This is a genomic window from Pseudoxanthomonas sp. GW2, from assembly GCF_000283075.1.
GTDB lineage: Bacteria > Pseudomonadota > Gammaproteobacteria > Xanthomonadales > Xanthomonadaceae > Pseudoxanthomonas.
The window spans coordinates 21,708-46,274 of the sequence record NZ_ALIP01000127.1; the positions used below are offsets into that span (position 1 = coordinate 21,708).

Below are 24,567 nucleotides of genomic sequence, written 5' to 3' on the forward strand. Positions count from 1 at the left end.
GCAACCATTGGCGCGAACTCTCGCGCGGCGGGGCGCGAAGGGGCCGCCGCGCGGCCCCGCGGGTGGATCAGGCGCTCAGGTAGCGGTTCCACTCGGCCACGCGGTCGGCCTTGGCGGCCAGCACCGCCTCGGCGTCGCCCTCGATCTTCACCGAGTTGATCGTGTCGCCCTGGGCGATGGCGTCCACCACTTCCATGCCCTCGGTCACCTTGCCGAACACGGTGTGGCGGCCGTCCAGCCAGTCGGTCTTCACATGGGTGATGAAGAACTGGCTGCCGTTGGTGTTGGGGCCGGCATTGGCCATGGACAGCACGCCGCGCTCGTGCGGCACGCCGTTGCTGGTCTCGTCCTCGAAGCGGTAGCCCGGGCCGCCGCGGCCGGTGCCCTCGGGGCAGCCGCCCTGGATCATGAAATCGGCGATCACGCGGTGGAAATTCAGGCCGTCGTAAAAACCGCGCCGGGCGAGGTTGACGAAATTGGCCACGGTGAGGGGGGCCTTGTCGGCCAGCAGGTCCACCTTGATCACGCCCTTGGCGGTGTCGAAGACGGCAGTCACGGTCATTGGTTCATCTCCAGGCGCCCGGATCGGGCCATTGACCGGGTATAATAGCCCGTTCGTCCGCCCCATCCTTCCGCGCCCTGTCCAGCTCCTGGCAGCCGGGTGCGGCTTTCCCGATCCCAGAAAACATGTCCATCGAAAACCTGCGCAATATCGCCATCGTCGCCCACGTCGACCATGGCAAGACCACCCTCGTCGACCAGCTGCTGAAGCAGTCCGGCACCTTCAGCGAACGCACCCAGCTGGGCGAGCGCGTGATGGACAGCAACGACCAGGAAAAGGAACGCGGCATCACCATCCTGGCCAAGAACACCGCCATCAACTGGAACGGCAACCGCATCAACATCGTCGATACCCCCGGGCACGCGGACTTCGGCGGCGAGGTGGAGCGGGTGCTGTCGATGGTGGACTCGGTGCTGCTGCTGGTGGACGCGATGGACGGCCCGATGCCGCAGACCCGCTTCGTGACCCAGAAGGCCTTCGCGATGGGCTTCAAGCCGATCGTGGTGGTCAACAAGATCGACCGCCCCGGTGCGCGCCCCGACTGGGTCGTCGAGCAGGTGTGGGACCTGTTCGACCGCCTCGGCGCGACCGAGGAGCAGATGGACTTCCCGATCGTCTATGCCTCGGCGCTCAATGGCTACGCCAGCCTCGACCCGGAGGCCCGCAGCGGCGACATGACCCCGCTGTACGAGGCGATCATGGAGCACGTCAACCCGCCGCAGGTCGACCTGGAAGGCCCGTTCCAGATGCGCATCAGCCAGCTGGACTACAACAGCTACGTCGGCCTGATCGGCATCGGCCGCATCCAGCGCGGCCGCGTGCGCCCGAACATGCCGGTGGCGATCGTCGACCGCGAGGGCAAGAAGCGCCAGGGCAAGGTGCTGCAGGTGCTGGGCTTCCTGGGCCTGGAGCGGCACGAGGTGGCCGAGGCGCAGGCCGGTGACATCGTCGCCATCTCCGGCATCGAGGGCCTGGGAATCTCCGACACCATCACCGACCCGTCCGCGCCGGAGGCGCTGCCGGCGCTGAGCGTGGACGAGCCAACCATCTCGATGACCTTCCAGGTCAACAACTCGCCGTTCGCCGGCAACAAGGATTTCTCCGGCGGCAAGTTCCTCACCAGCCGCCAGATCCGCGAGCGCCTGGTCCGCGAGACCCTGCACAACGTCGCCCTGCGCGTGGAGGACACCGAGGACCCGGACCGCTTCAAGGTCTCCGGCCGCGGCGAGCTGCACCTGTCGGTGCTGATCGAGACCATGCGCCGCGAGGGCTACGAGCTGGGCGTGTCGCGCCCGGAGGTGATCATCAAGGAGATCGACGGCCAGATGATGGAGCCGTACGAGCAGCTGGTGGTCGACGTGGAGGAGGAGCACCAGGGCGGCGTGATGGAGAAGCTGGGCATCCGCAAGGGCCAGCTGCGCAACATGGAGCTGGACGGCAAGGGCCGCGTGCGCCTGGACTACATGATCCCGGCGCGCGGCCTGATCGGCTTCCAGAGCGAGTTCAAGACCCTGACCTCCGGCTCGGGCCTGATGTTCCACATCTTCGACCACTACGGCCCGAAGCAGGAAGGCGCGATTGCCAAGCGCCCCAACGGCGTGATGATCTCCAACGGCCAGGGCAAGGCCCCGGGCTACGCGCTGATGGGCCTGCAGGAGCGTGGCCGCCTGCTGATCGACGCCGGCGAGGACATCTACGAGGGCATGCTGGTCGGCATCCACGCCAAGGACAACGACCTGACCGTCAACGCCCTGCGCGAGAAGCAGCTGACCAACATCCGCGCCGCCGGCAAGGACGACGCCATCTCGCTGACCCCGCCGATCCGCATGTCGCTGGAGCAGGCGCTGGAGTTCATCGAGGAGGACGAGCTGGTCGAGGTCACGCCCAAGGCCATCCGCCTGCGCAAGAAGCTGCTGACCGAGAGCGACCGCAAGCGCGCCTCGCGCTCGGCCTGAGATCCTGCCCCGGGGCGTGCCCGCCGCGCCCCGTATGGATTGCGAAACGCCGGCCCCTCGCCGGCGTTTCGCGTTTGCGGGCCGGCGCGCGCGCCGCTAGGCTGCGCGGGGCCAAACCGGGGGAATTGCCGATGCCTGCACTGCGGATCGTGATGGCGGCCATGCTGGCCGCGCTGGGAGCCGGCTGCGCCGCCGACGCGGCCCGGCCGGAAGCGGAGTTCGCCCATGCCGAGGCCGGGATCCGGCAGCTGCAGGAGGCCATGGCCAGCGGCCGCACCAGCAGCCAGGAACTGGTGCGGGCCTACCAGGCGCGGATCGAGGCGCTGGACCGCAACGGGCCGCGGCTCAACGCCTACATCGCGCTCAACCCGGACGCGCTGGCCGAGGCCGCGGCGCTGGACGCCGAGCGCCGCGCCGGGCGCGTGCGCGGGCCGCTGCACGGCATCCCGGTGGTGCTCAAGGACAACATCGACGCCACGCCGATGGCCACCACCGCCGGCAGCCTGGCGTTGCGGGACCTGCGCCCGCGGCGCGACGCCTTCCTGGTCCAGCGCCTGCGCCAGGCCGGCGCGGTGATCCTGGGCAAGGCCAACCTCAGCGAGTGGGCCAACTTCCGCTCCACCCGCTCCATTTCCGGCTGGAGCTCGGCCGGCGGCCAGGCGCGCAATCCCTATGCGCCGGACCGCTCGCCCTGCGGCTCCAGCTCCGGCACCGCGGTGGCGCTGGCCGCCAACCTCGCGGTGGTCGGCATCGGCACCGAAACCGACGGCAGCATCCTCTGCCCGGCGGCGGTCACCGGCATCGTCGGGCTCAAGCCCACCGTCGGCCTGGTCAGCCGCGACGGGATCGTGCCGATCGCGCACAGCCAGGACACCGCCGGCCCGATGGCGCGCACGGTCGAGGACGCGGCCCTGGTGCTGGCGGCCATCGCCGGCGCCGACCCGGCCGACCCGGCCAGCGCCGCGATCGCCGGCTCCGGCTCCGACTACGCCGCGCAGCTGGACGGCACCGGGGTCGTGCGCGGCCTGCGCATCGGCCTGCTGCGCAAGCACGTGGAGGAGGTCTCGCCCGCGGCCGCGGCGGCCACCACCGCGGCCATGGAAGTGCTGCGCGCGGCCGGCGCCACCGTGGTCGAGGTCGACCTGCCGACCGAGGGCCAGTGGAAGAAGGACGAGTTCCAGGTCCTGCTGCACGAGTTCCATGCCGGCCTGGAGCGCTACCTGCGCGAACACGACGCGCCGCTGCAGACCCTGGAGGCGCTGATGGCGTTCAACCGCGAGCACGCCGACGCGGTGATGCCGCTGTTCGGCCAGGAGCTGTTCGAGCAGGCGGCCGCCACCGGCGGCCTGGACGACCCGGGCTACCTGGCCGCGCGCGAGCGAGCCCGCCGCCTGGCCGGGCCCGAAGGCATCGATGCGCCCCTGCGCGCGCACCAGCTCGACGTGCTGGTCGCGCCGGTCACCGACGTGGCCTGGAAGATCGAGGCCGGCGGCGATCCGGACGTGGCGGCCAGCTACAGCGCCGCCGCGGTGGCCGGCTATCCCTCGCTCACCGTGCCCATGGGCGAGGCCGGCGGACTGCCGCTGGGCCTGGGCTTCTACGGCCCGGCCTGGAGCGAGGCGCGCCTGCTGCGCATCGGCCACGCCTTCGAATCCCTGCTGCGGGCGCGCCGCGCCCCCAAACTGCAGGACGCAGCCGCGGCGCGCTGATCAGGCCGGCGCCGGCGGCTCGACCACCGCCTCGCCGTCCTCGGCGCGCGGCGAATCGGGCACGTCCGGCGGGGCCTGGTAGCGGCCGCGCTGCGGCGCTTCGTCGCGGTCGATCTGCGCGCGCAGCCGCGGCAACGCGTAGGGATGGTGGCGGGCGAGGAAGTCGATCATCCGCTCGCGCACCGCGCAGCGCAGGTCGAAGGCCTCGCCGGAATCGCGGGCGCTCACCAGCAGGCGCACCTGCATCACGTGCTCGCCGGTCTCGGTGACCTGGGCGATGCACACCCGCCCGTCCCAGCGCGGGTCCTCGTTGCAGATGCGCTGCAGCTCGGTGCGCACCTCCTCCATCGGCGTGCGGTAGTCCAGCCACAGGAAGGCGGTGCCGAGCATCTGCGCGGTGCGCCGGGTCCAGTTCTGGAACGGGTTCTCGATGAACCACGACAACGGCACCACCATGCGCCGCTCGTCCCAGATGCGCACCACCACGTAGGTGCTGGTGATCTCCTCGATCCGGCCCCATTCCCCTTCCACGATCACCACGTCGTCCAGGCGGATGGGCTGGGCCAGGGCGATCTGCAGGCCGGCGATCAGGTTGCCGAACACCGGGCGCGCGGCGATGCCGGCGACCAGGCCGGCGATGCCCGCCGAGGCCAGCAGGGTGGCCCCGACCTGGCGCACCGCCGGGAAGGTCATCAGCGCCAGTGCGGCACCGAGCAGGATGATCCCGCCCTGCACCACCCGGCTCAGCACCCGGGTCTGGGTCTGGATCCGGCGCGCGTGCAGGTTGTCTGCGACTTCCATCGGGTTGTGGCGCAGGATCGAGGCCTCGACCGCGCCGACGATGCGCACCAGCAGCCAGGTGAAGCAGCCGAACACGGCCAGGCGCAACAGGTGCAGCCAGTTGGCCAGGTGCTCCTCCGGCATCGGCACCGCGCGCAGGGCCTGGCCGAGGAAGATCAGCGGCAGGGCGAAGGCCAGCGGCAGGATCACCGCGTGCGCCACCCGTGCGCGGCTGGAGTCCTTCAGCGCGATGCGCCGCGCGTAGCGGCGCAGCACGTAGTGCACCACCAGGCCCAGCAGCAGGGCCGCGCCGATCGGGATGGCGTAGGCGGCGGCCAGGCGCCAGTCGGGCACCGGCACGCCGGCGATCAGGAAGTGCGGATCGGGCATCTGTCTGCTCCTCGCGTTGCCGTGAGTGGCAGCCATGCCGTGCGGTGTTCCGTGGCATGGCGCACCGGTCGATGCTCCATGCTGCCGATGCCGGCGTGAGGAGCGCGCAAGCGCGCCCCACGCGGCCCTGCCCGAGCCGCGGCGTCAGCCGCGCGCTTCGGCGGCGCGCTGCTGGCCCTGCTTGCGCACGATCGCCATGGCGATCTCCAGCGACTGCTCGTAGTTCAGGCGCGGGTCGACGGTGGAGCGGTAGGCGCGCTCCAGGTCGGCGTCCTTGAGTTCGCGCGCCCCGCCGGTGCACTCGGTGACGTCCTCGCCGGTCAGCTCCAGGTGCACGCCGCCCAGGCGGGTACCGGCCGCAGCGTGCAGGTCGAAGCTCTGCTCCACCTCGCTGAGGATGTTGGCGAAGCGCCGGGTCTTGTAGCCGTTGCTGGTGCTCTCGGTGTTGCCGTGCATGGCGTCGCACACCCACAGCACGCGGCGGCCGTCGCGCCTGACCGCCTCCAGCAGCGGCGGCAGCTTCCCGGCGATCTGGGCCGCGCCCATGCGGTGGATGAAGGTCAGCCGGCCCGGCTCGTCCTCGGGGTTGAGCACGTCGATCAGGCGCAGCAGCTGGTCCGGCTGCACCGAGGGGCCGACCTTGATCGCGATCGGGTTGCGGATGCCGCGGAAGTACTCCACGTGCGCGCCGTCCAGCGCGGCGGTGCGCATGCCGATCCACGGGAAGTGGGTGGACAGGTTGAACCAGCCGTGCTGCCGCGGCACCTGGCGGGTCAGCGCCTCCTCGTACGGCAGCAGCAGCGCCTCGTGCGAGGTGTAGAAGTCGATGCGGTTGAGGTTGTGCACCTCGGCCCCGGCCAGGGTCTCCATGAAGCGCACCGCGTCGCCGATGGAGTTGACCATCTTCTGGTAGTCCTCGGCCAGCGGCGAGCAGCGCACCCAGCTGAGGTTCCAGTACTCCGGGTGGTGCAGGTCGGCGAAGCCGCCGTCGATCAGGGCGCGCACGAAGTTCATGGTCATCGCCGAGCGCGCGTGCGCGGTCAGCATGCGCTGCGGGTCGGGCACGCGCGCCTGCGCGGTGAACTCCGGGCCGTTGACCACGTCGCCGCGGTAGCTGGGCAGGCTGACCTCGCCGCGGGTCTCCATGTCCGCCGAGCGCGGCTTGGCGTACTGGCCCGCGAAGCGGCCGACGCGCACCACCGGCAGGCGCAGGCCGTGCACCAGCACCAGGCTCATCTGCAGCAGCACCTTGAGCCGGTTGGAAATGGTGCCGGACTCGCAGTCGGCGAAGTTCTCGGCGCAGTCGCCGCCCTGCAGCAGGAAGCGCTTGCCCTCCTGGGCCTCGGCCAGTTGGCGCTTGAGCGCCAGGATCTCCCAGGAGGTCACCAGCGGCGGCAGGTGGCGCAGTTCGGCCAGCGCCCGCTCCAGCGCCGCCTGGTCCGGGTAGGTCGGCATCTGCAGCGCCGGCCGGGTGCGCCAGCTGTCCGGGGTCCAGCCACCGGACAGGTCGACGGGATGCAGGTTGCGTTCGGGGGTGCTCATGGCGGGTTACCGGAAGGAAGGGAAAGGGCCGGGGTTCAGTAGCGGCTGCGGCCGCGCGGGCGGCGCAGCGCCGCCAGCAGGCCCCAGGCGGTCAGCAGCACGAAGCAGGCCAGGCTCCACGCCGGCATGCCCAGGCCGAGGAAGGTCCAGTCCACGTCGCCGCAGTTGCCGGTGCCGGTCAGCACCCGGCGCACCAGCTGCAGCGGCCCCATGGTCTCCTGCAGGAAGGACAGCGGCGGCCCGCAGGACGGGGCCAGTTCCGGCGGCAGGTTCTGCAGCCATACGTGGCGCCCGGCGATGCCGGCGCCAACCGCGCCGACCGCCAGCAGCAGCACGCCGTACACGCGGCGGGCACCGATGCCCTTGGGCGCGTGCAGGCCGCCGACCAGGAACACCAGGGCCAGCGCGGCGAAGGCCAGGCGCTGGAAGATGCACAGCGGGCACGGCTCCAGCCCCTGGTAGAGCTGGGTGTAGATCGCGTAGGCCAGCAGCGCGGCGCAGGCCAGGAAGCCTGCGAGGAAACGGGCGCGAAAGCTCCAGTCGAACGGATTCATCGGGCACGGCCAGGAAAGATTGGGCCGATTATTCCGCATCGCGGCCGCGAACAGGAAAAAGGGTGACAGCTGAAACGGAAAACCCCGGCCGGGGCCGGGGTTCTCGGTTCGCTCGCTACGCCGGGATTACTCGGCGGCAGCCTCGGGGCGGTCGACCAGTTCGACGTACGCCATCGGGGCGTTGTCGCCGGCGCGGAAGCCGCACTTGAGGATGCGCAGGTAGCCACCCGGACGGCTCTGGTAGCGCGGGCCGAACTTGGTGAACAGGTTGCCGACCGCTTCCTTGTCGCGCAGGCGGGCGAAGGCCAGGCGGCGGGTGGCGACCGAGTCGACCTTGGCCAGGGTGATCAGCGGCTCGGCGACGCGACGCAGTTCCTTGGCCTTGGGCAGGGTGGTCTTGATCAGCTCGTGCTTGAACAGCGAGGCGGCCATGTTGCGGAACATGGCTTCGCGGTGCGAGCTGGTGCGGTTGAACTTGCGGCCGGCTTTCTGGTGGCGCATGGCGGTTTGTCCTTATCGATGAATGTTGGGTCTCTGTACTTCGCTGTCGCCATCCCTGGCGCTGGAACATCGGACTGCGCTGGCCCTACCGGCCTCCCTGGCCGGAAAGTCGCCGCGGACCTTAAGGGTCCGTCGGCGCTGTTGCCCCGTCGCCGGGGCCGTCTTGCGGTACTGCGGGTATTGCTGCGGCAACGGCCGGCGCCCATAGGGACGCCAGCCGTCGCCAGGCTCGTCAGCCGAGCATGCCGTGGGCGGCGACGCCGGCCGGCGGCCAGTTCTCCAGCTTCATGCCGAGCGAAAGGCCGCGCTGGGCAAGCACTTCCTTGATCTCGGTGAGCGACTTCTTGCCCAGGTTCGGGGTCTTGAGCAGCTCGACCTCGGTCTTCTGGATCAGGTCGCCGATGTAGTAGATGCTCTCGGCCTTCAGGCAGTTGGCCGAACGCACGGTCAGCTCCAGGTCGTCGATCGGGCGCAGCAGCACCGGGTCGATGCCGGTCTGGGCCGGCTTGGCCGCACCGCGGTCGCGGTGGGTGAAGTCGCCGAACACCGACAGCTGGTCGCTCAGGATGTCGGCGGCGGTGCGCACGGCTTCCTCGGCGTCGATGGTGCCGTTGGTCTCGATGTCGATGACCAGCTTGTCCAGGTCGGTGCGCTGCTCGACGCGCGCGGCTTCGACCGAGTAGGCGACGCGACGGACCGGCGAGAACGAGGCGTCCAGGACCAGGCGGCCGATCGCGCGGCTCTCCTCGTCCGGGCGGCGGCGCGAGGTGGCCGGCTGGTAGCCCAGGCCGCGCTCCACCTTCAGCCGCATGTTCAGCGCGGTGTCCTTGGTCAGGTGGCAGATGACGTGGTCGGGGTTGATGATCTCGACGCTGTGGTCGGTCTTGATGTCGCCGGCGGTGACCACGCCCGGGCCCTGCTTGTTCAGGGTCAGGGTGGTGCTCTCGCCGCTATGCATGCGGATGGCGACATCCTTCAGGTTCAGCAGGACTTCCAGCACGTCCTCCTGCAGGCCCTCGACCGTGGTGTACTCGTGCAGCACGCCGTCGATCTCGACCTCGGTAATCGCGAAGCCCGGGATCGAGGACAGCAGCACGCGACGCAGGGCGTTGCCCAGCGTGTGCCCGTAGCCGCGCTCCAGCGGCTCGATCACGATCTTGGCGCGATTGCCATTGAGGCGTTCGATCTGCGGTCCGCGCGGACGCAGGACCTGGTTGGCGGTAACCGTCATGTTGCGGATTCTCCTGCAATGGACCGACGATCCGGAGGCGCCGGCCCTGGTGTGTGGCCCCTTATCCGGGGACGGCCGGAAGGCGGGGCGACGCGATCCGGCCGGTGGTGGGATGCGGCGCCGCGCCCCGGAGGGCGCGGCTGCCTGCCACTACTTGTTACTTCGAGTACAGCTCGACGATCAGCGCTTCGTTGATGTCGGCCGGCAGGTCGGCCCGGTCAGGCACGGCCTTGAACACGCCGGAGAACTTCTTGGCGTCGACCTCGATCCACGACGGGGTCAGGTCGTGCTGCTCGGCGATGGCCAGGGCCTCCTGGACGCGCAGCTGCTTCTGCGCCTTCTCGGACAGGGCGATCGAGTCGCCGGCCTTGACCTGGTACGACGGCAGGTTCACCGGCTTGCCGTTGACCAGCACGCCGCGGTGCGAGACCAGCTGGCGGGCCGAGGGACGGGTCACCGCGAAGCCCATGCGGTAGACGACGTTGTCCAGGCGGGTTTCCAGCAGCTGCAGGAGGTTCTCGCCGGTGTTGCCCTTCTTGGTCGAGGCCTTCTTGTAGTAGTTGCGGAACTGGCGCTCCAGCAGGCCGTAGATGCGCTTGACCTTCTGCTTCTCGCGCAGCTGGGTGGCGTAGTCGGACAGCTTGCCCTTGCGCGCGGCGCCGTGCTGGCCGGGCTTTTGCTCCAGCTTGCACTTGGAGTCCAGCGCACGGGCCGGGCTCTTGAGGGACAGGTCGGCGCCTTCGCGGCGCGCGAGCTTGCAGGTAGGACCGATATAACGAGCCATTTCTTATCGCCCCCTTAGACGCGACGCTTCTTCGGCGGACGGCACCCGTTGTGCGGGATCGGCGTCACGTCGATGATGTTGGTGATCTTGTAGCCCACGTTGTTCAGCGAGCGCACGGCGGACTCGCGGCCCGGGCCTGGGCCCTTGATGCGGACTTCCAGCGACTTCACGCCGTAGTCGAGCGCGGCCTTGCCGGCCTTCTCGGCGGCGACCTGCGCGGCGAACGGGGTCGACTTGCGCGAACCGCGGAAACCCGCGCCGCCCGAAGTCGCCCACGACAGCGCGTTGCCCTGGCGATCGGTGATGGTGACGATGGTGTTGTTGAAAGAAGCGTGGACGTGGGCGATGCCGTCGGTGACGACGCGCTTGATCTTCTTCTTGGTCTTGGCAGCAGCTGGCTTGGCCATGGTTGTCTAGTCCCTTACTTCCGGATCGCCTTGCGCGGACCCTTGCGGGTGCGGGCGTTGGTACGGGTGCGCTGGCCACGCAGCGGCAGGGCGCGGCGGTGACGCAGGCCGCGGGAGCAGCCCAGGTCCATCAGTCGCTTGATGGCGATGCCGACTTCGCGGCGCAGGTCGCCTTCGACGATGTACTTGCCGACTTCGGCGCGCAGGCGCTCGACTTCCGGCTCGGACAGGTCACGGATCTTGGTCGTCGGGGCCACGTTGGCGGCCTCGCAAACCTTCTTCGACCGGGTGCGGCCGATGCCATAGATGCTCTGCAACCCCACCCAGACGTGCTTGTGGGTCGGCAGGTTGACGCCTGCAATACGCGCCATGACGCGATCTCCAAACTTGATGGGTCGGGGTCGCCCAAGGGCACGCCCGACAGGAATGGTTCAAAAGTGAACAGCGAATTCTATCAATGTCCCGGATTGCTTGGAAGTCCAAGGCCTTGCGACCCTGAACCCGGCATGGGGAGTGTGCCCATGCTCCGGCGCCGGACCCCGCTGGCCCCGGTTTCCCGGGACCGGCCGCGCTACTCCAGCGCGGCACCGCAAGGTCTCACCCGCGCGCGAGACGTCGCACGGGCCGCCCATTTCTGGAAGGTCCGGCCCGTGGGGCCGGCCTGCCGGCGGAATGGGTCCGCCGGACTTGGAAATCTTGCCGCTCAGCCGCGCGGCAGGCCGCGCGTGCCACCCTTGAGGTTGGCCTTCTTCAGCAGGCTCTCGTACTGGTGCGACATCAGGTGGGCCTGGACCTGCGCAATGAAGTCCATGACCACGACCACGACGATCAGCAGCGAGGTGCCGCCGAAGTAGAACGAGGTGCCCAGCTGGGTACGCATCAGCTCCGGCAGGAGGCAGACGATCACCAGATAGGCCGCGCCCGCGGCGGTCAGCCGGGTCAGCACGCCGTCGATGTACTCGGCGGTGGCCTTGCCGGGGCGGATGCCCGGGATCAGGGCACCCGACTTCTTGAGATTATCGGCGGTTTCCTGCGAGTTGAACACCAGCGCCGTGTAGAAGAACGCGAAGCCGGTGATCAGCGCCGCCAGCGCGATCATGTGCAGCGGCTCGCCGGGGGCCAGCGCGTTGGACACGCGCTGCAGCCAGGTGGCCGAGGTGGCCTGGCCCGACCACATGCTCAGGGTCGCCGGGAACGCCAGGATCGACGAGGCGAAGATCGCGGGGATCACGCCCGACATGTTGAGCTTCAGCGGCAGGAACGAGGTCTGGTTCATGTACGCGTTGCGGCCGCCCTGGCGCCGCGCGTAGTTGACCGTGATCCGGCGCTGGCCCCGCTCGACGAACACCACGAACCAGGTGAAGCCGGCCACCACGGCGGCGATGATCACCAGGCTCAGGAAGTTCATGCTGCCGTCGCGGAAGGCCTGGAAGGTCTGGATGACCGCGCCCGGCAGGCCGGCCACGATGCCCGCGAAGATGATCAGCGAGACGCCGTTGCCGATGCCGCGCTCGGTGACCTGCTCGCCCAGCCACATCAGGAAGATGGTGCCGGCGGTCAGCGCGACCACCGCGGTCAGGACGAAGCCCATGCCCGGGCTGTACACCACCGGCATGCCGCCCGGGGCGGTCTGGTTCTGCAGCGCCAGCGCGATGCTGCCGCCCTGCACGATCGCCAGGAACACCGCGCCGATGCGCGAGTACTGGGTGATCTTGCGGCGGCCGGACTCGCCTTCCTTCTGCATCGACTTCAGCGCCGGGAAGATGTGCACCGCCAGCTGCATCACGATCGACGCGGAGATGTACGGCATCACGTTCAGCGCGAACACGCTGAAACGGTGCAGGGCGCCGCCCGAGAACATGTTGAACATGTCCACGATGCCGCCGCCCTGCGCCTGCATCATGGCAAGCATGGCATCGGGGTTGACGCCGGGCACCGGCACGAAACAGCCGATGCGGTAGACGACCAACGCTCCAAGCACGAACAGCAGGCGCTGGCGCAGTTCGGTGAACTTGCCCAGGCCACTGCCGAGATTGCCGATGCCAGCTTGCGCCATGTGCGACTTACTCCTCGATGCTGCCGCCGGCAGCCTCGACCGCGGCCTTGGCGCCGGCGGTCAGGGCGATGCCCTTGATGACCAGCTTGCGCGACAGCTCGCCCTTCTTGACGATCTTCGCGCGCTTGGCGGTGGACGGGACCAGCTTGGCGGCCTTCAGCGCCGCGAAGTCGACCACGTCGCCCTGGACCAGCTCGAGCTTGTACAGCAGCACCTCGGCGGTGTCCTTCGCGGTCAGCGAGCGGAAACCGATCTTCGGCAGGCGGCGCTGCATCGGGGTCTGGCCGCCTTCGAAGCCGGCCTTGATCTTGCCCTTGCCAGCGCGGGCGAACGAGCCCTTGTGGCCGCGGCCGGCGGTCTTGCCCAGGCCGGAGCCGATGCCGCGACCGACGCGAGTGCGCTCCTTGCGGGCGCCCTCGGCGGGCTTGAGAGTATTCAGACGCATGGGATTCTCCTTACTCCTCGACCCGCACCAGGTAGTGCAGCTGGTTGATGAGGCCGCGGACCTGCGGGCTGTCCTTCAGCTCGCGGACGTCGTTGAGCTTGTTCAGGCCCAGGGCGCGGACCGACAGACGGTGACGGGCCTGGGTGCCGCGCAGGCCGCGCACCAGGCGCACCTTGACGGTCTTGTTGGACTCGTTAGCCATTGAGGAGTTCCTCCGCCTTCTTGCCGCGCTTGGCCGCGATGCGGGTCGGGGACTGCATGGCTTCCAGGCCCTTCAGGGTGGCGCGGACCAGGTTGATCGGGTTGCGCGAACCGACGGCCTTGGCCAGCACGTTCTTCACGCCCACCGCTTCCAGGACGGCGCGCATGGCACCGCCGGCGATGACGCCGGTACCCTCGGAAGCCGGCTGCATGAACACGCGGGCCGCACCGTGGCCGGCCTTGACCGGGTGCCACAGGGTGCCGTTGTTCAACTCGACGGTGAGCATGCCCTTGCGCGCGTATTCCATCGACTTCTGGATGGCCACCGGCACCTCGCGGGCCTTGCCGTAGCCGAAGCCGACGCGGCCTTCGCCGTCGCCGACCACGGTCAGCGCGGTGAAGGTGAACTGGCGGCCGCCCTTGACGGTCTTGCTGACGCGGTTGACCGCGATCAGCTTCTCGATCATGCCGTCGTCGATTTTCTCTTCGCGGTTGCGGTCGCGATCGCGACCCCGCGGCTGACGCTCTTCTGCCATTTCTGTTTCCTTGTGGATTGGGTCTGTACGGCTCGTGGGCCGCTTGTCGTTGTGGTCTACAGCGGTGGAGCGTCACGCCCCCGCAGAAGGAGGGCGGCGCCCGGCGCGACCCGCGCCGGCAGGACGGGCCCGCGCAAGCGGGCCCGCGGGATCAGAACTGCAGGCCACCCTCGCGGGCGGCGTCGGCCAGGGCCTTGATGCGGCCGTGGTACCGGTAGCCCGAGCGGTCGAAGGCGACCTTCTCGATGCCGGCGGCCTTGGCGCGCTCGGCGATGATCTTGCCGACCTTGGCCGCGGCCTCGATGTTCTTGCCGTTCTTCAGGCCTTCCTTGACGTCGGCCTGCAGGGTGTTGGCGGCGGCGATCACCTTGGAGCCGTCGGCGGTGAACAGCTGGGCGTACAGGTGCTGGCCGGTACGCAGGACCGACAGGCGCGGCACGCCGAGCTTGCGGATGTGGGCGCGGGTGGACTTGGCGCGGCGCAGGCGGGCGTCGTTCTTGATGCTCATGGTTTCTGTCCTCGGAAGCGGATCGGCTTGGGCGGATCCCCCGTGGCGCCGGCCGGGCCGGCGCGCGGGGAAGCCGCATTACGCCTTCTTGGCTTCCTTGCGAATGATGACTTCGTCGGAATACTTCACGCCCTTGCCCTTGTAGGGCTCCGGCGGACGCACTGCGCGGATCTTGGCCGCGATCTCGCCGACGCGCTGCTTGTCGGCGCCCTGGACCAGGATCTCGGTCTGGCTCGGGGTGGACAGGGTGATCCCTTCCGGCGCCTGGAACACGACCGGGTGGGAGAAGCCCAGCGACAGGTTCAGGTCCTTGCCCTGCATCGCGGCGCGGTAACCCACGCCGACCAGCTCGAGCTTGCGCTCGAAGCCCTCGGACACGCCCTTGACCATGTTGGCCAGGATGGCGCGCACGGTGCCGGTCATGGCGATCAGCGACGGCTCGGCGGCCGACAGCACGGCCTGGCCGTCCTCGATGGCGATCTTCACGCCGGCCGGCTTGGCCAGCGACAGGGTGCCCTTCGGACCCTTGGCGGTGACGCTGGTGTCCTGGATGTTCAGTTCCACGCCCTTCGGCAGGGCGATCGGCTTCTTGGCTACGCGGGACATGGTCGTCGTACTCCTTCGATTAGGCCACGTAGCACAGGACTTCGCCGCCGATGCCGGCGTTGCGCGCCTGCTTGTCGGTCATGATGCCCTGGGAGGTGGAGATGATGGCCACGCCGAGGCCGCCAAGGACCTTCGGCAGCTCGTTCTTGCCGCGGTACATGCGCAGGCCCGAGCGCGAGGCGCGCTTGAGCTGCTCGATGACCGGACGGCCCTCGAAGTACTTCAGCACGATCTCGAGTTCGGCCTTGTTGTTCTCGCCCTGGATGACGCGCAGGTCGGAGATGTAGCCCTCGTCCTTCAGGACGTTGGCGATGGCAACCTTGATCTTGGAGGACGGCAGCTTCACCGTCGGCTTGCCCACAGCGGCCGCATTCTTGATGCGGACCAGCATGTCGGCGATGGGATCAGTCATGCTCATGAGTGGTTCCTTGAGTGCACCGATATCCGCTTTCGCGAAATCTGGATTGTCCCGGGAGGGGCCGGGGCCCTTGCCACGCCGCGGCTGGGCCGGGCAAGCGGAAAATAATAGCAGGAAAACCGGCCCGTCGGGCCGGTTTCCCCGCGGGGGCGGCCGGGGCCGCCCTCGCCTTCCTTACCAGCTGGCCTTGCGCAGGCCGGGCACGTCGCCACGCATGGTGGCTTCGCGCAGCATGTTGCGGCCGAGGCCGAACTTGCGGTACACGCCGCGCGGACGGCCGGACAGCTCGCAACGGTTGCGCTGGCGGCTCGGGGACGAGTCGCGCGGCAGCTTCTGCAGCTTGGTCGCCGCCTCGAGCTTCTCCTCGTAGGAGGCGGTCTGGCTCGAGATCACCTTCTTCAGGGCCTCGCGCTTGGCGGCGTACTTCTTGGCCAGCTTCTCCCGCTTCGCGTCGCGGTTGACCATCGAGGTCTTTGCCATGTGTCTAACCCTTAGTTGCGGAACGGGAACTTGAACGCCTCGAGCAGCGCCTTTGCTTCGGCGTCGGTCTTGGCGGTCGTGGTGATGGCGATATCCATGCCGCGGATCGCGTCGACGGCGTCGAAGTCGATTTCCGGGAAGATGATCTGTTCCTTCACGCCCATGTTGTAGTTGCCGCGGCCGTCGAACGAACGGCCGGACACGCCGCGGAAGTCGCGCACGCGCGGCAGCGCGACGCTGATCAGGCGGTCCAGGAACTCGAACATCTGGTTCCGGCGCAGCGTGACCTTGCAGCCGATCGGCCAGCCGTCGCGGATCTTGAACGAGGCCACCGAGACGCGGGCCTTGGTGGTCACCGGCTTCTGGCCGGTGATCTTGGCCAGGTCGGCAACGGCGTTCTCCAGCACCTTCTTGTTGGTCGCCGCCTCGCCCACACCCATGTTCACGGTGATCTTGACGAGCCTGGGCACTTCCATCGGATTGGTGTAGCCGAACTTCTCCATGAGAGCCGGCACAACCTGTTCCTTGTAGATCTTTTCGAGCCGCGTGGTCATTGCTTCATTCCTCAGGCGTCGAGCGCCTCACCACTGGAGCGGAACACACGCAGTTTGCGTCCATCCTCCAGGACCTTGTAACCGATGCGCTCGCCCTTGCCGGTAGCCGGATTGAGCGGCATCACGTTGGAAATGTGGATCGAGGCCTCGCGCTCGACCACGCCGCCGGCGATGCCCGCCTGCGGGTTCGGCTTGGTGTGCCGCTTGACGAGGTTCACGTTGGAGACGACCACGCGGTCGCCGTCCACCTTGATCACCTCGCCCTGCTTGCCCTTGTCCTTGCCGGCGATGACCACGACCTGGTCACCCTTCTTGATACGGTTTGCCATGTCTGCTTCCTCCGCTCAGAGCACTTCAGGCGCGAGCGAGACGATCTTCATGAACTTCTCGGAACGCAGCTCACGGGTCACCGGTCCGAAGATACGGGTACCGATCGGCTCCTGCTTGTTGTTCAGCAGGACGGCGGCGTTGCCGTCGAAGCGGATCAGCGAACCGTCGGCACGGCGGACGCCCTTGCGGGTACGGACCACGACGGCGTCGTAGACCTCGCCCTTCTTGACCTTGCCGCGCGGGATCGCGTCCTTGACGGTCACCTTGATGATGTCACCGATGCCGGCGTAACGGCGCTTGGAGCCGCCCAGCACCTTGATGCACATCAGTTCCTTGGCGCCGGAGTTGTCGGCGGCGTCAAGGTAGCTCTGCATCTGGATCATGATTCAGATCTCCCTTATTCGGCCGCGCGGGTGACGACTTCAACCACGCGCCAGTTCTTGGTCTTGGAAATCGGCGCGACCTCGGTCACGCGCACCACGTCGCCTTCCTTGCAGGCGTTTTCGGCGTCGTGGGCGTGCAGCTTGGTCGACCGCTTGATGTACTTGCCGTACAGCGGGTGCTTGACCTGGCGCTCGACCAGGACAGTCACCGTCTTGTCCATCTTGTTGCTGATCACCCGGCCTTCGACCGTGCGCAGCGGCTTGTTGTTGTTCTCGCTCATCGCTGCGATCCCTTACTTGTTGCTGCCGAGCAGGGTCTTAACGCGAGCGATCTCGCGGCGCACCCGGCGGGTTTCATGGGTCTTCGTCAGCTGGCCGGTCGCCCGCTGCATGCGCAGGGAGAACTGTTCCTTGCGCAGGTCCAGCAGGTGAGCCTTCAGTTCGTCGGCCGACTTTTCACGGAGTTCGTTGATCGTAGCCATTAGCGCACCGTGCGGGTCACGAAGGTGGTGGTGACCGAGAGCTTGGCGGCCGCCAGGCGGAACGCCTCGCGCGCCTGCTCCTCCGACACGCCCTCGATTTCATAGATCATGCGGCCCGGCTGGATCTGGGCCACCCAGTACTCGACGTTACCCTTACCGGAGCCCATGCGGACCTCGATGGGCTTCTGGGTGATCGGCTTGTCCGGGAACACGCGGATCCACATCTTGCCGCCGCGCTTGACGTAGCGGCTGATCGTGCGGCGGGCCGCCTCGATCTGGCGCGCGGTCAGGCGACCGTGGGCGGTGGCCTTCAGGCCGTACTCGCCGAAGGACACGGCGTTGGCGCTCCAGCTCAGGCCCTCGTTACGGCCCTTGTGCTGCTTGCGGTACTTGGTTCGCTTGGGTTGCAACATCGCCGTTACCTCGCTTCACGTGCCGGACGGGAGGGACGCTCGCGGTCGCCACGCTCGCCGCGCGGGCTGCTGGCGTCTTCCTGCTTCTCCTGTCCAACCTGGGCGAAGTCGAAGATCTCGCCCTTGTAGACCCATACCTTGATGCCGATCACGCCGTAGGTGGTGTGAGCCTCGGCAAAGCCGTAGTCGATGTCCGCGCGCAGGGTATGCAGCGGCACGCGGCCTTCGCGGTACCACTCCGAACGGGCGATCTCGGCGCCGTTCAGGCGGCCGGCGACGTTGACCTTGATGCCCAGGGCGCCGAGGCGCATCGCGTTGCCGACCGCGCGCTTCATGGCGCGGCGGAACATGATGCGGCGCTCCAGCTGCTGGGCGATGGACTCGGCGACCAGCTGGGCGTCGAGCTCGGGCTTGCGCACCTCGCTGACGTTGATGTGCGCCGGGACGCCCATCAGCTCGCTGACCTCGCGGCGCAGCTTCTCGATGTCCTCACCGCGCTTGCCGATCACCACGCCCGGGCGGGCGGTGTGGATGGTGACGCGGGCGGTCTTGGCCGGGCGCTCGATCAGGATGCGGCTGATGCCGGCCTGGGCCAGCTTCTTGCGCAGCATCTTGCGGACCTTCAGGTCGGCCGCCAGGTAGTCGGCGTACTCGCCCTTGCCCGCGTACCACTTCGAGTTCCAGTCCTTGGCGATGCCCAGGCGGATGCCGGTGGGATGAACTTTGTGACCCATATTACTTGCCCTCTCCCACGACGACGGTGATGTGGCTGGTCCGCTTGAGGATGCGGGTGCCGCGGCCCTTGGCTCGCGCCATGAAGCGCTTCAGGGTCGGGCCCTCGTCGACCATGATGGTCTTGACCTTGAGGGCGTCCACGTCGGCGCCGTTGTTGTTCTCGGCGTTGGCAATGGCGGACTCGACGACCTTCTTGATCAGGGCGGCGGCCTTCTTGTCGGAGAACTTCAGCAGGTTGACGGCACGCTCGGCCGGCAGGCCGCGCACCTGGTCGGCGACCAGGCGGGCCTTCTGCGGGGAGATGCGCGCGGTGCGCAGGATGGCTTTCGCTTCCATGGTCATCTCCTTACTTCGACTTCTTGTCGCCGCCGTGACCCTTGAAGGTCCGGGTGACAGCGAACTCGCCGAGCTTGTGGCCGACCATGTTCTCGTTGATGAGAACCGGAACATGGTTCTTGCCGTTATGGACGGCGATGGTGAACCCCACCATTTCCGGCAGGATCATGGAACGGCGCGACCAGGTCTTGATCGGCTTCTTGGTGCCGCCCGCGGCCTCCACCTTCTTGAGGAGGTGGTGATCGACGAACGGGCCTTTCTTGAGGGAACGTGGCATGGTCGATTAGCCCCTACGATCGCGGACGATGAACTTCTGGGTGCGCTTGTTGCTGCGCGTCTTGTAACCCTTGGTCGGGACACCCCACGGGGTGACCGGATGCGGGTTACCCTGGCCGGCCTTGGCCTCACCACCGCCGTGCGGGTGGTCAACCGGGTTCATCGCCGCACCGCGGACGGTCGGGCGCACGCCGCGCCAACGCTTGGCGCCGGCCTTGCCCAGCTTCTCCAGGTTGTGCTCGTCGTTGCCGACCTCGCCGATGGTGGCGCGGCACTCGGCCGGCACCTTGCGCATCTCGCCCGAACGCAGGCGGAGCAGCGCGTAGGCGCCCTCGCGGGCGACCAGCTGCACGCCGGCGCCGGCGGCGCGGGCGATCTGCGCGCCCTTGCCCGGCTTCAGCTCGATGCAGTGCACCGTGGTGCCGACCGGGATGTTGCGCAGCGGCAGGGTGTTGCCGGCCTTGATCGGGGCGTCGGAACCCGCGATCACCTGGTCGCCGGCCTTCAGGCCCTTCGGGGCGATGATGTAGCGGCGCTCGCCGTCGACGTAGCACAGCAGGGCGATGTGGGCGGTGCGGTTCGGATCGTATTCGATCCGCTCCACGCGCGCCGCGATGCCTTCCTTGTTGCGCTTGAAGTCGATCAGGCGGTAGTGGTGCTTGTGGCCACCACCGATGTGGCGGGGGGTGATGCGGCCGTGGTGGTTGCGGCCGCCGGACTTGCTCTGCTTCTCGACGAGCGCGGCGTGCGGGGCACCCTTGTGGAGGTCGGGGGTGACCACGCGGACCGCGGAGCGGCGGCCGGCAGAGGTGGGCTTGAACTTCATCAATGGCATGGGATCACCCTCAGGCCTTCGCGGACACGTCGATGCTCTGGCCCTCGGCCAGGCGCACGTACGCCTTACGCCAGTCGCCGCGGCGACCGGAACGGAAGCGGAAGGACTTGTTCTTGCCCTTCACGTTGACGACGTTGACCGACTCGACCTTGACGTCGAACAGCTGTTCCACCGCGGCCTTGACGTCGGCCTTGGTGGCGTCGTTCGAAACCTCGAACACGTACTGGTTGCTCACTTCCTGCAGGCGAGCGGTCTTCTCGGACACGCGCGGCGCGAGCAGTACGCTGAAAATCTTCTCGTTGGTGCTCATGCCAGCCACTCCTCGACCTTCTTGACCGCATCGGCGGTGATCAGCACGGAATCGGCGCCGACCAGGGCGACCGGATCCAGGCCCTGGACGTCGCGGACCTGCACGTACGGCAGGTTGCGGGCCGACAGGAACAGGTTCTCGGAGGCGTCCTCGGTGACGATCAGCGGGCGCTTGCCCAGCTCGAAACCGGCCAGCTTCTCGACCAGGCCCTTGGTCTTCGGGGCGTCGACGTCGAACGACTCGACGACCTTCAGGCGGCCCTGGCGGTTCAGCTCGGACAGGATCGCGGCAATCGCGGCGCGGTACATCTTGCGGTTGACCTTCTGGTCGTAGCTGCGCGGCTTGGCCGCGAAGGCCCGGCCGCCGCCGACGAAGATCGGGGCCGTCAGGGCGCCGTGACGCGCGCCGCCGCCCTTCTGCCGCTTGGACTTCTTGGTGGTGCCGTTGACCTCGGCGCGGGTCTTCTGCGCCTTGGTGCCGGCACGGCCGGCGGCCTGGTAGGCCACCACGACCTGGTGGACCAGGTCCTCGCTGAATTCGCGGCCGAACACGGCGTCGGAAACCGACAGCTTGTTGGCGCTACCCGTAATGGTGAGTTCCATCGTGCTTCTCCTTACGCCTTGCTCGCCGGGCGCACGATCACGTCGCCACCCGGGGCACCCGGGACGGCGCCGCGAACGGCGATCAGGCCGCGCTCGGCATCGACGCGAACCACTTCCAGGTTCTGCGTGCTCTGGGTCTCGGCGCCCATGTGGCCGGCCATCTTCTTGCCGGGGAACACGCGGCCGGGGGTCTGGCGCTGGCCGATCGAACCCGGGGCGCGGTGCGACAGCGAGTTACCGTGGGTCGCGTCGCCCATGGTGAAGTTGTGGCGCTTGATGGTGCCCTGGAAGCCCTTGCCCTTGGTCACGCCCTGGACGTCGACCTTCTGGCCCACCTCGAAGATGTCGGCCTTGATCTCGCCACCGATGGCGAAATCACCGATCTTGTCGTCGGCGACGCGGAACTCCCACAGGCCGCGGCCGGCTTCGACCTTGGCCTTGGCGTAGTGGCCGGCCAGCGGCTTGTTCACCAGCGACGCACGGCGGGGGCCGGGGGGCACCTGGACAGCGCTGTAGCCGTCGACCTCGACGGTCTTGATCTGGGTGATGCGGTTCGGGGTGGCCTCGATCAGGGTCACCGGAATGGAACGGCCATCCTCGGTGAAGACGCGGCTCATGCCGGCCTTGCGGCCGACCAGACCCAACGAATACTTCTTCGTCATGTCGGCAGTCCTCAGGCGAGCTTGATCTGGACGTCGACGCCAGCCGCGAGCTCGAGCTTCATCAGCGCGTCCACGGTCTTGTCGTTGGGGTCGACGATGTCGAGCACGCGCTTGTGCGTGCGGGTCTCGTACTGGTCACGCGCATCCTTGTCGGCATGCGGGGAGACGAGGATGGTGTAACGTTCGATCTTGGTCGGCAGCGGGATCGGGCCACGCACCTGCGCGCCGGTCCTCTTGGCCGTTTCGACGATCTCGCTGGCCGAACGGTCGATCAGACGGTGATCGAACGCCTTGAGCCGAATCCGGATCTTTTGGTCCGCCATGACGGAGTTCCTTCGTTAAAAGAGCGACGGGCGCGGCCTCTGGGATGCCTGCCCCGGTATGGTTCGTTCGCCCGGCCGGTCCCGCGCCGGACAGGAGGCCGCACCGGGCGACCCCCAAAAGTGCGGGCAGACCAGCGAGCCGGCCTGCCCAGACGGAAAAGTATAGAACGCGTAAAACGGCGCGTCAACAGCACATGGCTGTCCCGCGCTCTGCGTCACGCGACTTTTCCCTGTCTGGCGAACACGAGGCGCTTCCTGCACCTCTTTTCGCGGTAAGCCCCCTGCCCGCCCAGGCGGACAGGGGGTCAGTGAACCTGAATTACTTCAGGATCTTGGCGACCACGCCGGCGCCGACGGTACGGCCACCCTCGCGGATCGCGAAGCGCAGGCCCTCGTCCATGGCCACCGGGTTGATCAGCGACACCGACATCTTCACGTTGTCGCCCGGCATCACCATCTCCACGCCCTCCGGCAGCTGGACGGCGCCAGTGATGTCGGTGGTGCGGAAGTAGAACTGCGGACGGTAGCCCTTGAAGAACGGGGTGTGGCGGCCGCCCTCGTCCTTCGACAGCACGTACACCTCGGCCTCGAAGTCGGTGTGCGGGGTGATCGTGCCCGGCTTGGCCAGCACCTGGCCACGCTCGACCTCGTCACGCTTGGTGCCGCGCAGCAGCAGGCCCGCGTTGTCGCCCGCCTGACCCTGGTCCAGCAGCTTGCGGAACATCTCCACGCCGGTGACGGTGGTCTTCTGGGTCGGACGGATGCCGACGATTTCCACTTCGTCGCCCACCTTGATCACGCCGCGCTCGATGCGGCCGGTCACCACGGTGCCGCGGCCCGAGATCGAGAACACGTCCTCGACCGGCATCAGGAACGGCTTGTCAACGTCGCGCTCCGGGGTCGGGATGTAGCTGTCCAGCGCGTCCACCAGCTGGATGATCGCCGGAACGCCGATCTCCGACTGGTCGCCTTCCAGCGCCTTCAGCGCCGAACCCTTGATGATCGGGGTGTCGTCGCCCGGGAAGTCGTACTTGCTCAGCAGCTCGCGGACTTCCATCTCCACCAGCTCCAGCAGCTCGGCGTCGTCCACCATGTCCGCCTTGTTCAGGAAGACCACGATGTACGGCACGCCCACCTGGCGGGCCAGCAGGATGTGCTCGCGGGTCTGCGGCATCGGGCCGTCAGCCGCCGACACCACCAGGATCGCGCCGTCCATCTGCGCCGCACCGGTGATCATGTTCTTCACGTAGTCGGCGTGGCCCGGGCAGTCCACGTGCGCGTAGTGGCGGGTCGGGGGTTCGTACTCGACGTGCGAGGTCGAGATCGTGATGCCGCGGGCCTTCTCTTCCGGCGCCTTGTCGATCGCGTCGTACGCGTGGAACTCGCCGCCGAAACGCTCGGCACCGACCTTCGTCAGCGCGGCCGTCAGCGTGGTCTTGCCATGGTCAACGTGGCCGATGGTGCCGACGTTCACGTGCGGCTTGGTGCGCTCGAACTTACCCTTGGACATGGCTGCCTATCTCGCTGACGTTTTCGTGTTTGGGTGACTGCTGTGGTGGCGGCCAGGCGCCGTGGCGCCTGGCCTCCTGCGGGGAATCCCCGCGAATGGTGGTGCTCACGAATGGAATCGAACCATCGACCTCCTCCTTACCAAGGAGGTGCTCTACCGACTGAGCTACGTGAGCACAGGAAACCTGTTGTCGGAACCACGGGGGCGGCGCAATGGAGCGGGAGACGGGAATCGAACCCGCACCATCAGCTTGGAAGGCTGAGGTTCTACCATTGAACTACTCCCGCGAGGGGAACCGCTTTCCCGGCCTACCGCTCCGGGCCTTGCCTCGTTGTTCCGTGTTACCTCTTCAAAAACTGGTGGAGGGAGGTGGATTCGAACCACCGAAGGCGTAAGCCAGCAGATTTACAGTCTGCCCCCGTTGGCCGCTTGGGTATCCCTCCGGGACCTCACCGCGGCTCAAATGCGACCGGGGTGAAACAGCCCGCTATTCTGGTCATGTCGAAACGATCTGTCAACGCTTCCGGCAACTTTTTTTCACATCAGACGTTGAAGCGGAAGTGCAGCACGTCGCCCTCCTGGACGCGGTACTCCTTGCCCTCCAGGCGCATGCGCCCGGCCTCGCGCGCACCGGCCTCGCCACGGTACTTGATGAAGTCATCGAAGGCGATGGTTTCGGCGCGGATGAAGCCCTTCTCGAAGTCGGTGTGGATCACCGCCGCCGCCTGCGGGGCGGTGGCCCCGGCCTTCACCGTCCAGGCGCGGACCTCCTTCACGCCTGCGGTGAAGTAGGTCTGCAGGCCCAGCAGCTTGTACGCGGCGCGGATCACCCGGTTCAGGCCCGGCTCGTCCAGGCCCAGGTCGGCGAGGAAGGTGTCGCGGTCGGCGTCGTCCAGCTGCGCCAGCTCCTCCTCGATGGCCGCCGACACCGGCACCACCTCCGCGCCCTCGGCCGCGGCGTGGGCGCGCACGGCCTCCAGGTGCGGATTGTTGTCGAAGCCGTCCTCCAGCACGTTGGCGATGTACATCACCGGCTTGAGGGTCAGCAGGAACAGGTCGCGCACCAGCGCCCGCTCCTCCTCGTCCAGGCCGACGCTGCGCCCGGACTTGCCCTCGGCCAGGGCGGCCTGCAGCTTCAGCAGCACCGGCTT

General features: G+C 68.0%; 35 protein-coding genes and 3 tRNA genes. 2 read left to right on the top strand and 36 right to left on the bottom strand.

The genetic code is table 11. The features are described from left to right. Positions 1–67: 67 nt before the first annotated feature. Positions 68–562: a peptidylprolyl isomerase gene (locus B351_RS0111305; protein ID WP_019399158.1), complete on the bottom strand. Its 495-nt coding sequence runs from the start codon at positions 560–562 to the stop codon at positions 68–70. 125 nt (positions 563–687) lie between these two features. Between B351_RS0111305 and typA the strand changes: the two genes are divergently transcribed. Together typA and B351_RS0111315 are read left to right on the top strand one after the other, a co-directional pair. Continuing rightward, positions 688–2,517: a translational GTPase TypA gene (gene typA, locus B351_RS0111310; RefSeq protein WP_019399159.1), complete on the top strand. Its 1,830-nt coding sequence runs from the start codon at positions 688–690 to the stop codon at positions 2,515–2,517. A 131-nt stretch (positions 2,518–2,648) separates the two neighbouring features. After that, the gene (locus tag B351_RS0111315) at positions 2,649–4,226 is read left to right on the top strand and encodes an amidase (protein ID WP_019399160.1); all 1,578 of its coding nucleotides are present in this window, start codon (positions 2,649–2,651) and stop codon (positions 4,224–4,226) included. Here B351_RS0111315 and B351_RS0111320 read toward each other — a convergent pair whose 3' ends face one another. From B351_RS0111320 to B351_RS0111490, 35 genes are all read right to left on the bottom strand, one after another. Next, complete coding sequence (locus B351_RS0111320; protein ID WP_019399161.1) at positions 4,227–5,396, bottom strand: mechanosensitive ion channel family protein; 1,170 nt, start codon at positions 5,394–5,396, stop codon at positions 4,227–4,229. Between the two features lie 144 nt (positions 5,397–5,540). Further along, a complete protein-coding gene (locus B351_RS0111325) occupies positions 5,541–6,938 on the bottom strand; it encodes a class II 3-deoxy-7-phosphoheptulonate synthase (protein WP_019399162.1) in 1,398 nt (465 codons plus the stop codon). Between the two features lie 35 nt (positions 6,939–6,973). After that, on the bottom strand, positions 6,974–7,492 hold the full coding sequence (locus B351_RS0111330) for a disulfide bond formation protein B (RefSeq protein ID WP_019399163.1): 519 nt from the start codon (positions 7,490–7,492) through the stop codon (positions 6,974–6,976). Positions 7,493–7,618: 126 nt separating this feature from the next. Next, positions 7,619–7,993 (bottom strand): 50S ribosomal protein L17, encoded by a 375-nt coding sequence (gene rplQ / locus B351_RS0111335; RefSeq protein WP_019399164.1) that lies wholly within the window; start codon positions 7,991–7,993, stop codon positions 7,619–7,621. A gap of 232 nt (positions 7,994–8,225) precedes the next feature. Further along, a complete protein-coding gene (locus B351_RS0111340) occupies positions 8,226–9,224 on the bottom strand; it encodes a DNA-directed RNA polymerase subunit alpha (protein WP_019399165.1) in 999 nt (332 codons plus the stop codon). Positions 9,225–9,381: 157 nt separating this feature from the next. Beyond that, a complete protein-coding gene (rpsD, locus tag B351_RS0111345; protein WP_019399166.1) occupies positions 9,382–10,008 on the bottom strand; it encodes a 30S ribosomal protein S4 in 627 nt (208 codons plus the stop codon). Positions 10,009–10,022: 14 nt separating this feature from the next. Continuing rightward, positions 10,023–10,415 carry a 30S ribosomal protein S11 gene (rpsK, locus tag B351_RS0111350; RefSeq protein WP_013535974.1) on the bottom strand — a complete coding sequence of 131 codons (393 nt, stop codon included), beginning with the start codon at positions 10,413–10,415 and terminating at the stop codon, positions 10,023–10,025. 14 nt (positions 10,416–10,429) lie between these two features. Beyond that, entirely contained in the window at positions 10,430–10,786 is a 357-nt protein-coding gene (gene rpsM / locus B351_RS0111355; RefSeq protein WP_019399167.1) for a 30S ribosomal protein S13, read from the bottom strand. 332 nt (positions 10,787–11,118) lie between these two features. Continuing rightward, a complete protein-coding gene (gene secY / locus B351_RS0111360) occupies positions 11,119–12,471 on the bottom strand; it encodes a preprotein translocase subunit SecY (RefSeq protein WP_019399168.1) in 1,353 nt (450 codons plus the stop codon). Positions 12,472–12,478: 7 nt separating this feature from the next. Then, positions 12,479–12,916 carry a 50S ribosomal protein L15 gene (gene rplO / locus B351_RS0111365; protein WP_019399169.1) on the bottom strand — a complete coding sequence of 146 codons (438 nt, stop codon included), beginning with the start codon at positions 12,914–12,916 and terminating at the stop codon, positions 12,479–12,481. Positions 12,917–12,926: 10 nt separating this feature from the next. Further along, a complete protein-coding gene (gene rpmD, locus B351_RS0111370) occupies positions 12,927–13,118 on the bottom strand; it encodes a 50S ribosomal protein L30 (protein WP_019399170.1) in 192 nt (63 codons plus the stop codon). After that, a complete protein-coding gene (gene rpsE, locus B351_RS0111375) occupies positions 13,111–13,653 on the bottom strand; it encodes a 30S ribosomal protein S5 (RefSeq protein ID WP_019399171.1) in 543 nt (180 codons plus the stop codon). Before rpsE ends, rpmD begins: the two co-directional genes overlap by 8 nt. A gap of 151 nt (positions 13,654–13,804) precedes the next feature. After that, the gene (rplR, locus tag B351_RS0111380; RefSeq protein WP_019399172.1) at positions 13,805–14,161 is read right to left on the bottom strand and encodes a 50S ribosomal protein L18; all 357 of its coding nucleotides are present in this window, start codon (positions 14,159–14,161) and stop codon (positions 13,805–13,807) included. A gap of 78 nt (positions 14,162–14,239) precedes the next feature. After that, positions 14,240–14,767 carry a 50S ribosomal protein L6 gene (rplF, locus tag B351_RS0111385; RefSeq protein ID WP_019399173.1) on the bottom strand — a complete coding sequence of 176 codons (528 nt, stop codon included), beginning with the start codon at positions 14,765–14,767 and terminating at the stop codon, positions 14,240–14,242. A 19-nt stretch (positions 14,768–14,786) separates the two neighbouring features. Then, positions 14,787–15,185: a 30S ribosomal protein S8 gene (gene rpsH / locus B351_RS0111390; RefSeq protein WP_019399174.1), complete on the bottom strand. Its 399-nt coding sequence runs from the start codon at positions 15,183–15,185 to the stop codon at positions 14,787–14,789. A 174-nt stretch (positions 15,186–15,359) separates the two neighbouring features. After that, complete coding sequence (gene rpsN, locus B351_RS0111395; protein ID WP_019399175.1) at positions 15,360–15,665, bottom strand: 30S ribosomal protein S14; 306 nt, start codon at positions 15,663–15,665, stop codon at positions 15,360–15,362. Between the two features lie 11 nt (positions 15,666–15,676). Continuing rightward, positions 15,677–16,219, bottom strand: coding sequence for a 50S ribosomal protein L5 (gene rplE / locus B351_RS0111400; RefSeq protein ID WP_019399176.1), 543 nt, complete (start codon positions 16,217–16,219; stop codon positions 15,677–15,679). A gap of 11 nt (positions 16,220–16,230) precedes the next feature. Further along, a complete protein-coding gene (rplX, locus tag B351_RS0111405) occupies positions 16,231–16,548 on the bottom strand; it encodes a 50S ribosomal protein L24 (protein ID WP_019399177.1) in 318 nt (105 codons plus the stop codon). Between the two features lie 15 nt (positions 16,549–16,563). Beyond that, the gene (rplN, locus tag B351_RS0111410; RefSeq protein ID WP_014161372.1) at positions 16,564–16,932 is read right to left on the bottom strand and encodes a 50S ribosomal protein L14; all 369 of its coding nucleotides are present in this window, start codon (positions 16,930–16,932) and stop codon (positions 16,564–16,566) included. 14 nt (positions 16,933–16,946) lie between these two features. Beyond that, positions 16,947–17,213 carry a 30S ribosomal protein S17 gene (rpsQ, locus tag B351_RS0111415; protein WP_019399178.1) on the bottom strand — a complete coding sequence of 89 codons (267 nt, stop codon included), beginning with the start codon at positions 17,211–17,213 and terminating at the stop codon, positions 16,947–16,949. A gap of 12 nt (positions 17,214–17,225) precedes the next feature. After that, complete coding sequence (rpmC, locus tag B351_RS0111420) at positions 17,226–17,414, bottom strand: 50S ribosomal protein L29 (protein WP_019399179.1); 189 nt, start codon at positions 17,412–17,414, stop codon at positions 17,226–17,228. Further along, entirely contained in the window at positions 17,414–17,827 is a 414-nt protein-coding gene (rplP, locus tag B351_RS0111425) for a 50S ribosomal protein L16 (RefSeq protein WP_019399180.1), read from the bottom strand. The genes rpmC and rplP overlap by 1 nt, the downstream gene beginning before the upstream one ends. A gap of 5 nt (positions 17,828–17,832) precedes the next feature. After that, positions 17,833–18,561 carry a 30S ribosomal protein S3 gene (gene rpsC, locus B351_RS0111430; RefSeq protein WP_019399181.1) on the bottom strand — a complete coding sequence of 243 codons (729 nt, stop codon included), beginning with the start codon at positions 18,559–18,561 and terminating at the stop codon, positions 17,833–17,835. A gap of 1 nt (position 18,562) precedes the next feature. After that, a complete protein-coding gene (rplV, locus tag B351_RS0111435) occupies positions 18,563–18,898 on the bottom strand; it encodes a 50S ribosomal protein L22 (protein ID WP_013535991.1) in 336 nt (111 codons plus the stop codon). 10 nt (positions 18,899–18,908) lie between these two features. Next, on the bottom strand, positions 18,909–19,175 hold the full coding sequence (gene rpsS, locus B351_RS0111440) for a 30S ribosomal protein S19 (RefSeq protein ID WP_019399183.1): 267 nt from the start codon (positions 19,173–19,175) through the stop codon (positions 18,909–18,911). A 6-nt stretch (positions 19,176–19,181) separates the two neighbouring features. After that, positions 19,182–20,009: a 50S ribosomal protein L2 gene (rplB, locus tag B351_RS0111445; RefSeq protein ID WP_026010635.1), complete on the bottom strand. Its 828-nt coding sequence runs from the start codon at positions 20,007–20,009 to the stop codon at positions 19,182–19,184. Positions 20,010–20,019: 10 nt separating this feature from the next. Further along, the gene (rplW, locus tag B351_RS0111450) at positions 20,020–20,319 is read right to left on the bottom strand and encodes a 50S ribosomal protein L23 (RefSeq protein WP_019399185.1); all 300 of its coding nucleotides are present in this window, start codon (positions 20,317–20,319) and stop codon (positions 20,020–20,022) included. Beyond that, on the bottom strand, positions 20,316–20,921 hold the full coding sequence (gene rplD / locus B351_RS0111455) for a 50S ribosomal protein L4 (protein ID WP_019399186.1): 606 nt from the start codon (positions 20,919–20,921) through the stop codon (positions 20,316–20,318). Before rplD ends, rplW begins: the two co-directional genes overlap by 4 nt. 11 nt (positions 20,922–20,932) lie before the next feature. Beyond that, entirely contained in the window at positions 20,933–21,583 is a 651-nt protein-coding gene (rplC, locus tag B351_RS0111460; RefSeq protein WP_019399187.1) for a 50S ribosomal protein L3, read from the bottom strand. A gap of 11 nt (positions 21,584–21,594) precedes the next feature. Then, entirely contained in the window at positions 21,595–21,906 is a 312-nt protein-coding gene (gene rpsJ, locus B351_RS0111465) for a 30S ribosomal protein S10 (protein WP_013535997.1), read from the bottom strand. Positions 21,907–22,225: 319 nt separating this feature from the next. After that, positions 22,226–23,416, bottom strand: a complete 1,191-nt coding sequence (gene tuf, locus B351_RS0111470) for an elongation factor Tu (RefSeq protein WP_019399188.1) — start codon at positions 23,414–23,416, stop codon at positions 22,226–22,228. Positions 23,417–23,515: 99 nt separating this feature from the next. Continuing rightward, a tRNA-Thr gene (locus B351_RS0111475) sits at positions 23,516–23,591 on the bottom strand. A 38-nt stretch (positions 23,592–23,629) separates the two neighbouring features. Next, positions 23,630–23,703, bottom strand: a tRNA-Gly gene (locus B351_RS0111480). Between the two features lie 70 nt (positions 23,704–23,773). Further along, positions 23,774–23,859: transfer RNA gene (locus B351_RS0111485), tRNA-Tyr, on the bottom strand. 99 nt (positions 23,860–23,958) lie between these two features. Further along, positions 23,959–24,567: DUF933 domain-containing protein (locus B351_RS0111490; RefSeq protein WP_019399189.1), on the bottom strand; the 609-nt coding region annotated here is incomplete at its 5' end.